This window comes from Achromobacter sp. FW305-C-30-7 (assembly GCF_058783105.1).
Genome location: NZ_JBYSYI010000001.1, coordinates 81,621 through 95,225, shown reverse-complemented (window position 1 = coordinate 95,225; position 13,605 = coordinate 81,621). Strand labels below are relative to the sequence as shown.

At 65.6% G+C, this 13,605-nt stretch carries 12 protein-coding genes; 3 read left to right on the top strand and 9 right to left on the bottom strand.

Features of this window, described 5'->3' with window-relative positions; genetic code table 11:
- Nucleotides 1–19 precede the first annotated feature (19 nt).
- From AC3WOB_RS00500 to AC3WOB_RS00465, 8 genes are all read right to left on the bottom strand, one after another.
- Complete coding sequence (locus tag AC3WOB_RS00500) at nt 20–325, bottom strand: DUF4148 domain-containing protein (protein ID WP_492273861.1); 306 nt, start codon at nt 323–325, stop codon at nt 20–22.
- Between the two features lie 83 nt (nt 326–408).
- A complete protein-coding gene (locus AC3WOB_RS00495) occupies nt 409–714 on the bottom strand; it encodes a DUF4148 domain-containing protein (RefSeq protein WP_013396924.1) in 306 nt (101 codons plus the stop codon).
- Between the two features lie 322 nt (nt 715–1,036).
- The gene (locus AC3WOB_RS00490) at nt 1,037–2,587 is read right to left on the bottom strand and encodes an AAA family ATPase (protein ID WP_013396925.1); all 1,551 of its coding nucleotides are present in this window, start codon (nt 2,585–2,587) and stop codon (nt 1,037–1,039) included.
- A 9-nt stretch (nt 2,588–2,596) separates the two neighbouring features.
- Nucleotides 2,597–3,187, bottom strand: a complete 591-nt coding sequence (locus AC3WOB_RS00485) for a hypothetical protein (RefSeq protein WP_049797881.1) — start codon at nt 3,185–3,187, stop codon at nt 2,597–2,599.
- Nucleotides 3,188–3,385: 198 nt separating this feature from the next.
- Nucleotides 3,386–5,098: a hypothetical protein gene (locus AC3WOB_RS00480; protein ID WP_013396927.1), complete on the bottom strand. Its 1,713-nt coding sequence runs from the start codon at nt 5,096–5,098 to the stop codon at nt 3,386–3,388.
- Nucleotides 5,099–5,108: 10 nt separating this feature from the next.
- Nucleotides 5,109–5,588, bottom strand: coding sequence for a hypothetical protein (locus tag AC3WOB_RS00475; RefSeq protein WP_013396928.1), 480 nt, complete (start codon nt 5,586–5,588; stop codon nt 5,109–5,111).
- A 217-nt stretch (nt 5,589–5,805) separates the two neighbouring features.
- The gene (gene ssb / locus AC3WOB_RS00470) at nt 5,806–6,327 is read right to left on the bottom strand and encodes a single-stranded DNA-binding protein (RefSeq protein ID WP_013396947.1); all 522 of its coding nucleotides are present in this window, start codon (nt 6,325–6,327) and stop codon (nt 5,806–5,808) included.
- A gap of 293 nt (nt 6,328–6,620) precedes the next feature.
- Nucleotides 6,621–7,817 (bottom strand): MFS transporter, encoded by a 1,197-nt coding sequence (locus tag AC3WOB_RS00465; RefSeq protein WP_013396948.1) that lies wholly within the window; start codon nt 7,815–7,817, stop codon nt 6,621–6,623.
- Nucleotides 7,818–8,003: 186 nt separating this feature from the next.
- Between AC3WOB_RS00465 and uvrA the strand changes: the two genes are divergently transcribed.
- Together uvrA and AC3WOB_RS00455 are read left to right on the top strand one after the other, a co-directional pair.
- On the top strand, nt 8,004–10,859 hold the full coding sequence (gene uvrA / locus AC3WOB_RS00460) for an excinuclease ABC subunit UvrA (protein ID WP_013396949.1): 2,856 nt from the start codon (nt 8,004–8,006) through the stop codon (nt 10,857–10,859).
- 33 nt (nt 10,860–10,892) lie between these two features.
- Nucleotides 10,893–11,555 carry a glutathione S-transferase N-terminal domain-containing protein gene (locus AC3WOB_RS00455; protein WP_492273860.1) on the top strand — a complete coding sequence of 221 codons (663 nt, stop codon included), beginning with the start codon at nt 10,893–10,895 and terminating at the stop codon, nt 11,553–11,555.
- Nucleotides 11,556–11,562: 7 nt separating this feature from the next.
- Here AC3WOB_RS00455 and AC3WOB_RS00450 read toward each other — a convergent pair whose 3' ends face one another.
- The gene (locus AC3WOB_RS00450) at nt 11,563–12,465 is read right to left on the bottom strand and encodes a LysR family transcriptional regulator (RefSeq protein ID WP_013396951.1); all 903 of its coding nucleotides are present in this window, start codon (nt 12,463–12,465) and stop codon (nt 11,563–11,565) included.
- A gap of 129 nt (nt 12,466–12,594) precedes the next feature.
- Here AC3WOB_RS00450 and AC3WOB_RS00445 point away from each other — a divergent pair, with 129 nt between their 5' ends.
- The gene (locus AC3WOB_RS00445; RefSeq protein WP_013396952.1) at nt 12,595–13,596 is read left to right on the top strand and encodes a tripartite tricarboxylate transporter substrate binding protein; all 1,002 of its coding nucleotides are present in this window, start codon (nt 12,595–12,597) and stop codon (nt 13,594–13,596) included.
- Nucleotides 13,597–13,605 lie beyond the last annotated feature (9 nt).

Sequence of the window (13,605 nt, the reverse complement as noted above, 5' to 3'; positions counted from 1 at the left end):
GCATGTGCCGGCATCAGATTCAGCCTTGCACGGGCGGGTAGGCCAGTTCGCCACTGTCGGTCAGGCCATGCGCACGGGCGGCGGCCAGTTCTTGCTGCACTTGCGCGCGGGTCTTGTCGCCGGTGGCGGCAAACAGGGTCGTCGGGTAGCCTTCTTCGCCAGACACCAGTTCGCCATTGGCGCGGGCTTGGGCCAACTCTTCTTGCACCTGGGCGCGGGTCACCGTGCTTTCGGTGTTCAGGGGAGGCGGGTAGTCCAGCTCGCCGGCTTGGGCGGCGCCGATGAAGGAGGCGGACAGGATCAGGGCGGATACGAGGGTCTTCATGGTTGATCTCCAGTAAGGATCGGGTGCTGCATTCGGGATTCGAAAAGCTATCTACTTATAGATAGATTTGATGTGAAAAATACTCAGCCTTGCACGGGCGGATAAGCCAGTTCGCTGCTGTCAGTCAGGCCTTGAGCGCGGGCGGCGGCCAGTTCTTTCTGGACTTGGGCGCGGCTCTTGTCGCCGGAGGCAGCAAAAATCGTGGCGGCGTAGCCTTCTTCGCCGGACACCAGTTCGCCATTGGCGCGGGCCTGGGCCAGCTCTTGTTGCACCTGGGTGCCGGTCACCGTGCTTTCGGTGTTCAGGGCGGGCGGATAGTCCAGTTCGCCGGCTTGGGCGGCGCCGATGAAGGAAGCGGACAGGATCAGGGCGGATACGAGGGTCTTCATGGTTGATCTCCAGATAACGATTACGTAGCGGTTCAAAAAACTATCTACTTATAGGTAGATGAAGAGGGAAATAAAAAAACGGTCCTACTGTATTTCTGGTTTCGACTGCGGCGGGGTGTTTGGTTTGCTGCGTCGATGGATGAATCTTATCTACTACTAGGTAGACAACGCAAGAGGGTTTTGTGAAACAAAATGCTTCAACCCGCCTCACCGTTTGGCGCGACTGCCGATTGAACCCTGTCTCGGGTCCGTCCAGCGAGAAGCTGCAACGCCTGCGGCATGCCGGCGCGCATGTCGCAGGCATGCGAACCCGGACAATCCTTCACCCCAACACTTGCCGCCGGGGCCGCGCCGGAGCGATGGCCGCGCCTATGGGTTGGCCGGAGGCCGGCACGGCGCGCTCACGGCCCCAAGCGCGAATGTTCTCGATTTGTTCCGGGGCGGTCTTCGACAACGGCACCACATTGCGGAAGCTGTCGCGGAACAGTTCGGGCGTGACGGCCGCGTCACCGCTGAGATAGGCCTCCTTGACGACTTCGCGCACGGCGGCTTCCAGGTCCGAACCAGCGAAACCGTCAGACAACTCCACCAGTTCATCCATCAAAGCCTGCGGCTGCGCGGCTTTCAGGCCACGCTTGATATAGATGTCGATGATCTCGTGACGCTCGTGCGCGGTGGGCAGGTCCACGAAGAATAACTCGTCGAACCGGCCACGGCGCAGCAGCTCGGGCGGCAACTTCGACACGTCATTGGCCGTGGCCACCACGAACACCCGCGACCGGGCTTCCTGCAGCCAGTAGAGGAACTGCCCCACCAGCCGGGTCGACGTGCCGCCGTCGCCCGACCCCTGCGCGCCGGCCAGGCCCTTCTCGATCTCGTCGATCCACAGTATGCAGGGCGCCACATGGTCCGCCGTGGCCAGCGCGTCCTTAAGGCGCGATTCGCTCTGGCCCAGATACTGGCCGTGGATCGTGGACAGGTCCAGGCGATACAGCGGCAAGCTCCAGCTCGCCGCGATGGCCTTGGCGGACAGAGACTTGCCGCAGCCCGGCACACCCACCAGCAGCACGCCACGCGGCGGACGGATGCCGCGTTCGCGCAGGTCGGCGGTCAGCAGCGGCCGCTCCTTGTCCAGCCAGGCCTTCAGGCCGCCCAGCCCCCCCACGCTCAGTTCGTTGCCGCGCACCGACACGCGTTCGATGCCGCTGATGTCAGCGAAAATGCGATCCTTGGCGTGCATGAGTTCCACCATGTCGCTCTTGGCGATGCGGCCATTGGCCAGCAACGTGGCGATGATGTTCTCGGCTTCGATGCGCGAGATGCCCGCGAGGATCGCAGCGGCGCGGCGCTCATCATCGGTGTCCCATTCGATCTCGAAGTGGCTGCGGTACGCCTCCAGCGTATCGTGGATGATGGCGTACATCTCGTCCTCGCTTGGCGCGGAGAGCGTCAGCGCCATGCCGGCCCGCTGGAGTTGGCCCCACACCGGTTTGGTCGTGATGACTATGACCACGCCGCTGTGCTCAGCGGCCAGCATCACGACATCGAGCAAATGACGGGCAGAGGCAGTGTCGTCCTCGATGTCCGAGATTTCAGTCAACACGCAGGACAGATTCTGGCGCTGCGCGAACTGCTGGCTCGCGAAGTCGACCGCGCCTGTGACCGAGCGGTCTTCGTTCACGCTGCGGCCGGTCGCGAGTTCGCGCGTGCCCTGCGACAGGGTGTGCACGAAGATGGGCGCGTTGAGCGGCGCCACCACTTCGCGCAACAGCTCCAGCACCCGGCTGCGCTCGGCGCTGCGGATCGAAATGAAGGGAATGCGGGCCTTGAGGTAACGCGTCAGCGTGGCCTTGAACTCGGTCGTGTCGCTCATGGATCGATATCAGAGAATAATGTTGCGCCGGCGCGCGCCGGTTTGCGAAAGAGGATGCTGTGCCGCCGCGCCAACGGCAGCGCCCATGCCCATCGCCCGCGCTGTGGAGGCGGCGCCCCCGTCCTGGGCGGCGGGCTCGTACCGCACCAGCGGGTTGTTGCGCAACAGGACCAGCAGGCGGCCGCTACGGTCTGTCCTGGCGCTGTCTTCCAGCGACTGTTGCGCGCGCTGCGCGAACTTGCGCAACTCGTCGGTCAGGTGCGTACGCAACGTGGCGGGAAAGCTCTCGATGTGCGCCAGGCGATGCAGGAAAGCCAGATGCTTGCGAGCATTCAGAATGGCGCGCACGACCTGGCTTTCGTCGTTGCCTATGCTCAGGTCACGGGTCAGGTGTTCCGAGCAGCGCATCAGACGCGCATTGAACTCTTCCGCCAGACGCTGTGAAAATAGCGTGACCACGCCACCGCTGGCATTGAGTTCACCCGCACGCATCGCATCCAGGCAGGCCTCGTCTTGCAGCCCTTCCGACAAGCGATCCAGCCAGACAGACCACTGCGCATAGCTGCGCGGCACATCGGCGGGCGCGGGCGCCGCGTTCACTTGAAGCGGCGAATGAAGGGCGAGGCGGGCAACAGGTCCCACGCCGGCAGCGCTCCCGCCAGCGCATCGCGCGTATCGGCAGACGCCGGTACCGCGGCGCTTGCAGGCGCTGCAGCAGGGACGACGGCTGGCACTACAGGCCGCGATTCAGGCACAAGCGCGGGGTCCGGGGAAATCTGGCGGATCATCGTTGGTTCCTTAAGCCTTGACCATGACGCGGCGCACCGCGTCATGCGAAGAAAGCACGTGCTGTTCAGGGGAGATGCTTTCCAGCAGTTCGGCCACGCGGGTCGATATCGAGTCGCGGGCCGCAATATCGCGACGCAACTCGACCACTTCGGCCAAACACGCGCGCAGCGCATCGCCGGCCTGCTGGCGCAGCTTGGCATAGTTCGCCTTGACCGTCTTGCGTCTCGTCTCCATCTGGCGATGCGTGAGGTAGACCCACAACAGACCAGCGGCGCCCAGCAGCAGGGGCAAGATGCCCACGCTCACGGAACTCAGAACGAGGGCCGCGCTCAGCGCCGCGCCCAGCCAGTGCTTGGCCGTGAACTTGATGGCGGCCAGATCGCCTGCCTCGCGCACGGCGATGGCGTCCTCCAGGCTGCGCAGCAGTTCGGCCTCGTTGTCGCCGTTTTGCGTGATGCCTTGCCAGTCTTCGATATCGAGATGCACGTCGGCCGGCACGGTCATGCGCGCCTTAGCGGTCACATCGGCATGACCGTCCAGGATCCAGTCTCGCGAATGCGCGACCGCGAACCGTTGCGTGGCTCGCGTCACGTGCGAGACCTCGGGATGCATGGCCGCGTTGGTAAGCAGTTGGGTGAAATCGACTTCCTCGTCCAGCGCGGCGCTCTGCAGGTCGAAACGCTTCTGGGCGGCGCGGCGGTCGCCGCTTTCCTCGATGATGAGGCGGCACAACTCTTCCTGGCGGCGCAGCGGCAGCTCTTCGTCATCGAAACGCGTGACCAGCTTGCTCAACAGGTCGTCGACCGCCGCCAGCACGCTGGCGGCGGGACGGATCTCGCCCAGAAACACGCCTTCGAAGTGCGCCAACGCGGCGGCGTGCACGGCAACCCCGTTGATGGCTTGATTGAGCTCGGGCCAGGTCGGGCTCATGCGCTTGAGGTGCGGATAGCGGTTGCCGTGGTCCTCGTTGGGGGCCTTGGACAGCAGCGCGCGCCCCCATTGGTTGCGTTGCGCCTCGACGAACCCGGCCTGGGCCGACAACTCGTCGATCCAGTCGGCGATGCGCTTGGTGCAATGCAGGGCGACTTCCGCGCCAAATACGCCATTAGCCAGCGCATCGACCATGACCACAGTCTGGCGGTCAAGCTTGAACGGATTCTGCAAGCCGAAATAGCGATCCAGCCAGATGCGGTTGAGCTCGTTGCGGCCCGCGCGACGGGCGATCAGGGCGAAAAACAACGAGGTCTTCTCGTCGTCGCGACGTATGGCTTCGCTGAGCGCCCGCTCGGCCAGTCCGCGGTTGTCGCCCAACCAGGACGACAGCGCCACAAGCGCCGGCGCGAGCCAGTAGCGCGGCGCCGAGATCATGAGTTCTTCGGTCGCGCTGCGCAGCGTCTCGTTGCGCACGAGCTGGATATCCGAGGCCTGCAGGATGCCAGTAGCCTGGCGTCGCACGATTCCGTAGTACTCGTAGGTCGTGTCCAGCTCCTGGCGCACCTTCACCTGACGGGTTTCGGCTAGCGACAGCTCCTTGGCCTTCAGGTCGGACTCCACGAAGTCGGCGAACGCCTGCTCGAGCCTGGACAACTCGGCGCGCGTCTGGTTCAACTCCCGGCCCACCGAACCCACCTGGTCCGATACCGTGCCGATGTCGCCCTGCAAGCCGCGCAGTGAACCCAGGATGCTGCTCAGGTCTGCCGTCTGGATGATGCGATCTGCCATGTCTGCCTATTCAGTTTTCGATGATGGCGGTCTGACCGTTGACGCCCACGGCGATCAGTTTGTCGGTGTAGACCTCGATAAATGCGTAGTAGCCGTTGCGCGCCAGCGACCGGGCCTGCTCCATGCCCTGGGGCAGGGCCTCGCCGCCCTTGAAATGCTGGATGATGCTGCCCGAACAACTCAGCGTATGGACCTCGTAAGGCGCGCCCAGAAAACATTTGGCGATGATGCCCAAAGGCCAGGCCTCGACATGCACGTCCGGGAATTCCTGACGGATCGCATCGATGAGCGCCTCGGTGGCGGCCCTGCTGTGGACATGCCCGCCGGCATCAAGACGAGTCATGGCTTCGACGTAGGCGGTCGATCGGCGCTGGCGCAGCCGGGCCTGCAATTCAGCGGGGTTCAGGCGGGCACGGGATGCCGTGCTGAGGCTCAAATCGGTCTTGAGCTCGACTTTGGGGACTGCCGCCCCAAGGATGGAACGCACCATTTCGACTGACGAGCCGCGAAGGCCCCTGGACGCAAAAACTGTGACGGAGCGAAGCTTAACCCATTCTTACAAAAAATTTCGTAATGAACGGCCAGCGCGTACGGCGATTGCGAGCGCAAGAACCGGCCCGCGCCGCACGGACGCCCGCGATCAAAACAGACGGAAATAAAAAAACCCCCGCCTGAGGCGAGGGTTTGCATGAACCGGCCAGTAGCGATCAGAACGGAATATCGTCGTCCATATCCGCCAAATTAGCACCGCTGCTGGCCGGAGCCGCTGCGGGCGCCGGGCGCTGTTGCGGGGCCGGGCGCTGGGCCGGGGCGCGCTGCTGTGCCGGACGCGAAGGCGCGTCGTCGTAGCCACCACCGCCGCCAAAGCTTGCGCCACCGCCGCCGCCGTCTTCGCGGCCACCCAGCATCTGCATCTGGTCGGCGACGACTTCGGTGCTGTAGCGGTCAGCGCCGGTGTCCTTGTCTTGCCACTTGCGCGTCTTCAGACGGCCTTCGATGTAGACCGAGCGGCCCTTCTTCAGGTATTCGCCGGCGATTTCAGCCAGGCGGTTGTACATGACGACGCGGTGCCATTCCGTTTCTTCGCGGCGTTCGCCCGAAGCCTTGTCTTTCCAGGTGGAGGTGGTGGCAATGGACATATTGCAGATTGCCGCCCCTTCGGGGCTGTAGCGGACTTCCGGGTCGCGTCCCAGATTGCCCACGAGTATGACTTTGTTAACCGATGCCATGCCGTTGTCCCTCTGTTGTTGACAGCCTGCGTGTGCGTTGCCGCGGACGCGCCGGCAACAACATAAAAGCGATGTTGAAGACCGGCTTCATGAAACACGCCGGTCACCGCAACGATGACCGGCGACGCCGGGTTAAACCCTGAGTGAAGCCCTGATTTGATGCGTATTATCGACGAAAAGAGCCCGCCGCGCCAAACCAGGATGTGACAAAGCCGTCCACCCCGGCTAGCCGATTTTCGCGGCTGTTGGGCGCTTTTCGGGGAACGATCCCCGACTTTCCCGAGGGGAATTCGCTAGCAAGCCGGCTGGGGCAGCGGCCGCAACGCCCAGGTCACGGCCAGCCAGATCGCCGACAGGATGGCGGCAGCGATGAAAACAGCGCTGGACCCAGAATGCGAGGCCAGCCAGCCGCCCAGCGCGCCACCCGCGAACAGGCCGGCGGCCTGGGCGGTGTTGTAGAAGCCCAGCGCCAGGCCTTTATAGGCCTGCGGCGCCACCCGCGACACCAGCGAGGGCTGCAAGGCTTCCAACACATTGAACGCCACGAAGAAGCCCGTCAGGGCGGCGGCCAGGGTGTAGAAGCCATGGCTGGCCGCGGGCAGCAAGGCGCACACCAACGCCAGTCCTGCAACGGCGGCGCGCAGGGCGCCGCGATGGGCGCGGCGCTTTTCCGCGATGAACACCACCGGCACCATCAGCACGAAGGAAACCAGGATGACCGGCAGATAGACCTTCCAAAGCTCGCGCGCGTCCAGGCCGCCTACCTTGGCCAACAGGGCCGGCACCACCACGAACAGCGCCACCTGGATCAGGTGCAGCACGAACACGCCAAAATTCAGCCGCAGCAGGTCGCTGTGGGTCAGGACTTCGCGCGGCCTGGCCGCCTGCATGGTGCGGGCCTGGGTCAACGGCACCACGGGCACCACCCAACCCGCCACGGCCAGGCAGATCACGCCCAGGCAGGCGATGGTCCAGAACAGGCCGGACAGGCCCCACCAGCCCACCAGCACCGGCGACAGCACCAGCGAAACGGCGAAGGACAGGCCGATCGACCCGCCCACCATGGCCATGGCGCGGGTGCGGACCTCGTCGCGGGTGGAATCCGCCAGCCAGGCGGTCACGGCCGCCGAAATGGCGCCCGCGCCCTGGATGGCGCGGCCGATGGTGATCCAGTACACGTCGGACGCCTGCGCACAGACAATGCTGCCCGCCACGAACAGCAGCAGGCCGAACAACACCACCGGGCGGCGGCCCCAGCGGTCGGACGCCAGGCCGAAAGGGATCTGCATGAAGGCCTGGGTCAGGCCGTACATGCCCAGCGCCAGGCCGACGCGGGCGGGATCGTCGCCGCCCGGCATGCCGGCAGCGGCCACGGCGAAGACGGGCAGCAACAGGAACAGCCCCAGCATCCGCGCGGCGAACAGGCCGGCCAGCGCCACGCTGGCGCGGCGCTCGGACGGGGTCAATTTCAGTTTTTTATCTGCCTGCATGCGAAAAATTCAACGATGACTAGGGCTCGCCCGCGCGCGTGCATGTCACACGCTCACGGTCTGATCTGGCGGTGCAATGCCGCCCCCGGGACTATCCAGGCTGAAGAACTGCCCCGAACGCAGGGGGATTCGGCGCGCTATAGTACCAAGTTGGCCTTTGAAACCGCTTAAAAGAGCCCGATCGACGTGACAATACGCATTCGGGGTGCGCGCACCCACAATCTCAAGAACGTCTCGCTCGACCTGCCACGCCACAAGCTGGTGGTCGTCACCGGCTTGTCCGGTTCGGGCAAATCCTCGCTGGCATTCGACACGCTGTACGCGGAGGGCCAACGCCGCTACGTGGAAAGCCTGTCCGCCTACGCCCGGCAGTTCCTGCAACTGATGGACAAGCCGGACGTGGACCTGATCGAGGGCCTGTCGCCGGCCATTTCCATCGAACAGAAGGCGGCGGGACACAACCCCCGCTCCACCGTCGGCACCATCACCGAGATCCACGACTACCTGCGCCTTCTGTACGCGCGGGTCGGCACGCCCTACTGCCCGGACCACGGCCTGCCGCTACAAGCGCAGAGCGTCAGCCAGATGGTGGACGCGGTGCTGTCCTGGACGCCCGAGACCCGCCTGGCGGTGCTGGCCCCGATCGCCCGCGGCAAGAAAGGCAGCTTCGAGGACGAGTGCGCCAGCCTGCAGGCGCAGGGCTACGTGCGCCTGCGCGTGGACGGCCAGATGACCGAAATCGACGGCATGGCGCCGCTGAAGAAGACTGAGAAGCACGACATCGACGTCGTCATCGACCGGCTGCGCATCAAGCCCGAGAGCAAGCAGCGCCTGGCGGAAAGCTTCGAAACCGCCTTGCAGCTGGCCGAAGGCCGCGCCCTGGCGCTGGACATGGACAGCGAGCGCGAACAGGTTTTCTCCAGCCGCTACGCCTGCCCGGTGTGCAGCCACAGCCTGCCCGAGCTGGAGCCGCGCCTGTTCAGCTTCAACAACCCCATGGGCGCCTGCCCCAGCTGCGACGGCATCGGCCAGGTCGGCTTCTTCGATCCCAAGCGCGTGGTCGCCTTCCCCGAGCTGAGCCTGGCAGCCGGCGCCATCCGCGGCTGGGACCGCCGCAACGCCTTCACGCATTCGCTGCTGACCAGCCTGGCGGCGCACTATGAATTCGACATCGAGGCGCCCTTCGAGGAACTGCCCGAAGCGCTGCGCGACAAGGTGCTGTACGGCTCCGGCGACGAAGAGATCTCGTTCCTCTATCTGAACGAGAAAGGCCGCAGCACGGTCAAGCGCCACACCTTCGAGGGCGTGATCCCGAACCTGGAGCGCCGCTGGCGCGAGACCGATTCGGCCACGGTGCGCGAAGAACTCGGCAAGTACCGCAACATCAAGACCTGCCCGGACTGCGGCGGCTCGCGGTTGCGGCCCGAGGCCCGCAACGTACTGATCGGCCAGGATCCGCGCGGCGGCGAACGCCACGGCCAGGCCATCTATGAAGTCGAGGCCATGCCGCTATCGACCTGCCTCGCCTGGTTCCGCGACCTGAGCCTGACCGGCGCCAAGCAAGAGATCGCGCAACGCATCGTGCGCGAAATCGAGGCGCGCCTGAGCTTCCTGAACAACGTGGGCCTGAACTATCTGTCGCTGGACCGCAGCGCCGACACCATCTCGGGCGGCGAGGCGCAGCGCATCCGCCTGGCCAGCCAGATCGGTTCGGGCCTGACCGGCGTGATGTATGTGCTGGACGAGCCCTCCATCGGCCTGCACCAGCGCGACAACGACCGGCTGATCGGCACCCTGCAGCACCTGCGCGACCTGGGCAACAGCGTGATCGTGGTCGAGCACGATGAAGACATGATCCGTATGGCCGACTGGGTGGTGGACATGGGGCCGGGCGCGGGTGAACACGGCGGCCAGGTGGTGGCGCAGGGCGACCCGGAAGCCGTGCAGCGCGACCCGAATTCGCTGACCGGCCAGTACCTCAGCGGCGCGCGCGCCATCGCCATTCCGCAGCGGCGCCCCGTCAACGAAGAACTGTCCTGGCTGACCCTGGCGGGCGCAAGCGGTAATAACCTCAAGACCGTGGACCTGCGCATCCCGTCGGGCCGGCTGGTGTGCGTGACCGGCGTGTCCGGTTCGGGCAAGTCCACGCTGGTCAACGACACGCTGGCGGTCGCCGTTTCGCGCCAGTTGCACCACGCGCAGAGCGAACCCGCGCCCTACGTGTCGATGCAGGGGCTGGAAAACTTCGACAAGATCATCAGCGTGGACCAGAGCCCCATCGGCCGCACGCCGCGCAGCAATCCCGCGACCTACACAGGCCTGTTCACGCCGATCCGCGAACTCTTCGCGGGCGTGCCGGAGGCGCGCACCCGCGGCTACGATCCGGGGCGCTTCAGCTTCAACGTCAAGGGCGGACGCTGCGAGGCCTGCCAGGGCGACGGCGTGGTCAAGGTCGAGATGCACTTCCTGCCCGACATGTACGTGCCCTGCGACGTCTGCCACGGCAAACGCTACAACCGCGAAACGCTGGAAATCCGCTATCGCGGCCGCAACATCAGCGAAGTGCTGGACCTGACCGTGGAGCAGGCGCTGGAGTACTTCGAGTCCGTGCCGGCCATCGCCCGCAAGCTGCACACGCTGATCGACGTGGGCCTGTCCTATATCCGGCTGGGGCAGAGCGCGACCACCCTGTCGGGCGGCGAGGCGCAGCGCGTGAAGCTGTCGCAGGAACTGTCGCGACGCAGCACCGGCCGCACGCTCTATATCCTGGACGAACCCACCACGGGCTTGCATTTCCGCGACATAGAACTGCTGCTGCAGGTGCTGAACCAACTGGTCGACAGCGGCAATACCGTGCTGATCATCGAGCACAACCTGGACGTCATCAAGACCGCGGACTGGGTGATCGACATGGGCCCCGAAGGCGGCGATGGCGGCGGCCGCGTGGTCGCGCAGGGCACGCCGGAAGACGTGGCCGACACGCCCGCCAGCCACACCGGACAGTATCTGGGCAAACTGCTGCGTCGCAGCCCGGGCGCATGAACCCTCACATCAATGGCTAGAAAGGATCGCGGCATGTACACCTTGATCATCGGCAACAAGAATTACTCGTCCTGGTCCCTGCGCCCCTGGATCGCCTTGCGCGCCACGGGCATTGCATTCACGGAACAGAAGCTCGGCTTCTTCACCGAGGAATTCTCGCGCCGCGTGAGCGCGGTGTCGCCCGCGGGCCTGGTGCCGGTGCTGCTGGACGGCGACTTCGCGGTCTGGGATTCGCTGGCGATCTGCGAATACCTGGCCGAGCGCCATCCCGAGGCCCACCTGTGGCCGCAGGACCCCAAGGCGCGCGCCCGCGCCCGATCGCTGGCCGCCCAGATGCACAGCGGCTTTGGCGCAATGCGCCAGGCGCTGCCCATGAACGTCGAGGCGCGGCTGCCCGGCATCGACCTGCCCGAGGCCGCGCGACAGGGCATCTCGCGCCTGCAAGCCATCTGGCACGACACGCGCGCGGAATTCGGCCAGGGCGGCGCTTTCCTGTTTGGCGCATTCTCGATCGCCGACGCCTTCTTCGCGCCGGTGGTCTCGCGTTTCAATACCTATGGCATCGCGGCCGCGGGTCCGGTGCGCGACTACATGGACGCAGTGCTGGCGCTGCCCGCCATGCAGGAGTGGACGCGCGATGCACTGGCCGAAGCCACCTTCGTGCCCGAGGACGAGCCCTACCGCAAGCACCGCTAGCGCGGGTTCAATCGCGCAGGCGCTGGGCCACGAATTCACGCACCAGCGCCATCGCGGGCGCCTCGGTGCGGCCCGTCAAGGTCACCATCGCGAACAGCGCGTGGCTGCGCAGCGGCGGGTCGGTGGGCAATTCCGTCAGTTCGCCCGCAGCGATGCCGACCCGCGCCGCGCCCACGATGCCCAGGAATACCGCGTCCGACACGCGCACCGCTTCCAGCACGCTGCCGATTTCATCGCAGCGCAGGCGCATCGACGTCTGCGGGTCCGCCTCGATACCGAAATGCTCGACCACGATGCGTACCGTGTCGGCGGCCAGGAACGTCGACGCCAGCGGATAGGCCGCGACCTCCGCGAAGCGCGCCGGCCGCCCCGCCTGGACTAGCGGGTGGCCGCGGCGGCAGATGAACCCGGCGCGCATTTCCGATATGGGTTCGATGCGCAGATCGGCCGCCGGCACAATGCCGCGGGTATCGACCACCAGCGCATCCAGGCGCCGCTGGCGCAACAGCGCCAGATGGGCCTCCGGCGAACCGCGCATCACATCCAGCCGCACTTGCGGATAGTGTTGCGCCACGTGCGCCAGCAGCGGTGTCATGAGCATGACGCCTGGCCCCGATCCCAGGCCTATGCTGATGCTGCCCCGGTCGCCCTGGGTCAGCAGTTCGGCGCTGCGGCGCAATTCGCCCGATTCGAACAGGATGCGCCGCGCGCGGCCGGCGACGGTCAGGCCCAGCGGCGTCAGCTCGGTCCGCTTGCCCATGCGGTCCAGCAGCCGCGCCCCCAGGTCCTCTTCCAGCAGCCGGATGCTGCGGCTGAGCGCCGACTGGGTCAGATGCAGATGTTCGGCCGCGCGGCTGAAGGAGCCTGCCTCGGCCACCGCCAGCAGATGTTCGAGCTGCTTGAGATTCATGCCCGAGTCCCCGTTCAAGTATGAGTTTTTTTTCTAGCTTCCAGAATAACAATTCGTTAGACAACTAGCGAGGCCAGTCCCTAGCATGCGGAACATGCCTATATCCATTCCAAGGGGAATTTCGTGAGCATGCTTTCCAATGGCCTGCGCCAGGCCGGCTGTGCGCTGGCGCTGGGCGCGGCACTGCTGGGCCAGAGCGCCCAGGCCGCAGACTATCCCGACCGGCCGGTCATGATGATGGTGCCCTACCCGGCAGGCGGCGCATCCGATTCCATCGCCCGGGTGGTGGCCTCGCCCGTGTCCAAGCAGCTGGGCCAGCCAGTACTGGTGGAGAACCTGGGCGGCGTCAGCGGCGCGCTAGGCGCGCAAAAGGTGCTGGGTGCCAAGGCCGACGGCTACTACCTGTTCCAGGGCTCGCCCAACGAGCTGATCCTGTCCCCCATCGCCAACCCCGCGGTCAAGCTCAAGAGCGAGGACTTCCGCCTAGTGCAGATGATAGGCATGGCGCCCCTGGTGATCGTGGCGCGCGCAGACCTGCCCGCCAACAACGCTGACGAACTGGTCACGCTGGCGCGCTCGCGTTCGGCCACTCAGCCGCTGACCTTCGGCAGCGTGGGCGTGGGCTCGCTGTATCACGTGCTGGGCGAGCACATGGCCCGCACCATCGGCGCCAACATGATGCATGTGCCCTACAAGGGCGGCGCGCCGCTGATGCAGGACATCGGCGGCGGCCAAGTGGACCTGGCCATCCTGCCGCTGTCGCAGCAGCAGGTGGCGCTGGCCGAACAGGGCCGCATCAAGCTGCTGGCCAGCCTGGACCCGCAGCGCAGCCAGTTGCCGGCGCTCAAGTCGGTGCCGTCGGTGAATGAAGGCCAGCTGCTCAAGGGCTTCAACTTCACTACCTGGACCGGCTACTTCGTCAAGCGCGACACGCCGCAAGACGTGGTGTCGCGCCTGAACGCCGCACTTAATGCTGCCATGCAGGATCCGGCGGTGAAGGACAGCCTGGCCCACCAGAACATCGAAGTCTCCGCCCCCATGAGCGCGGAACAGGCCGATGCCATGTACCGCGCCGAGACCGAACGCTTCCGCGAAATCTCCAGCCACGTGAAACTGGCCGGCAACCCGTGACCCGATTCC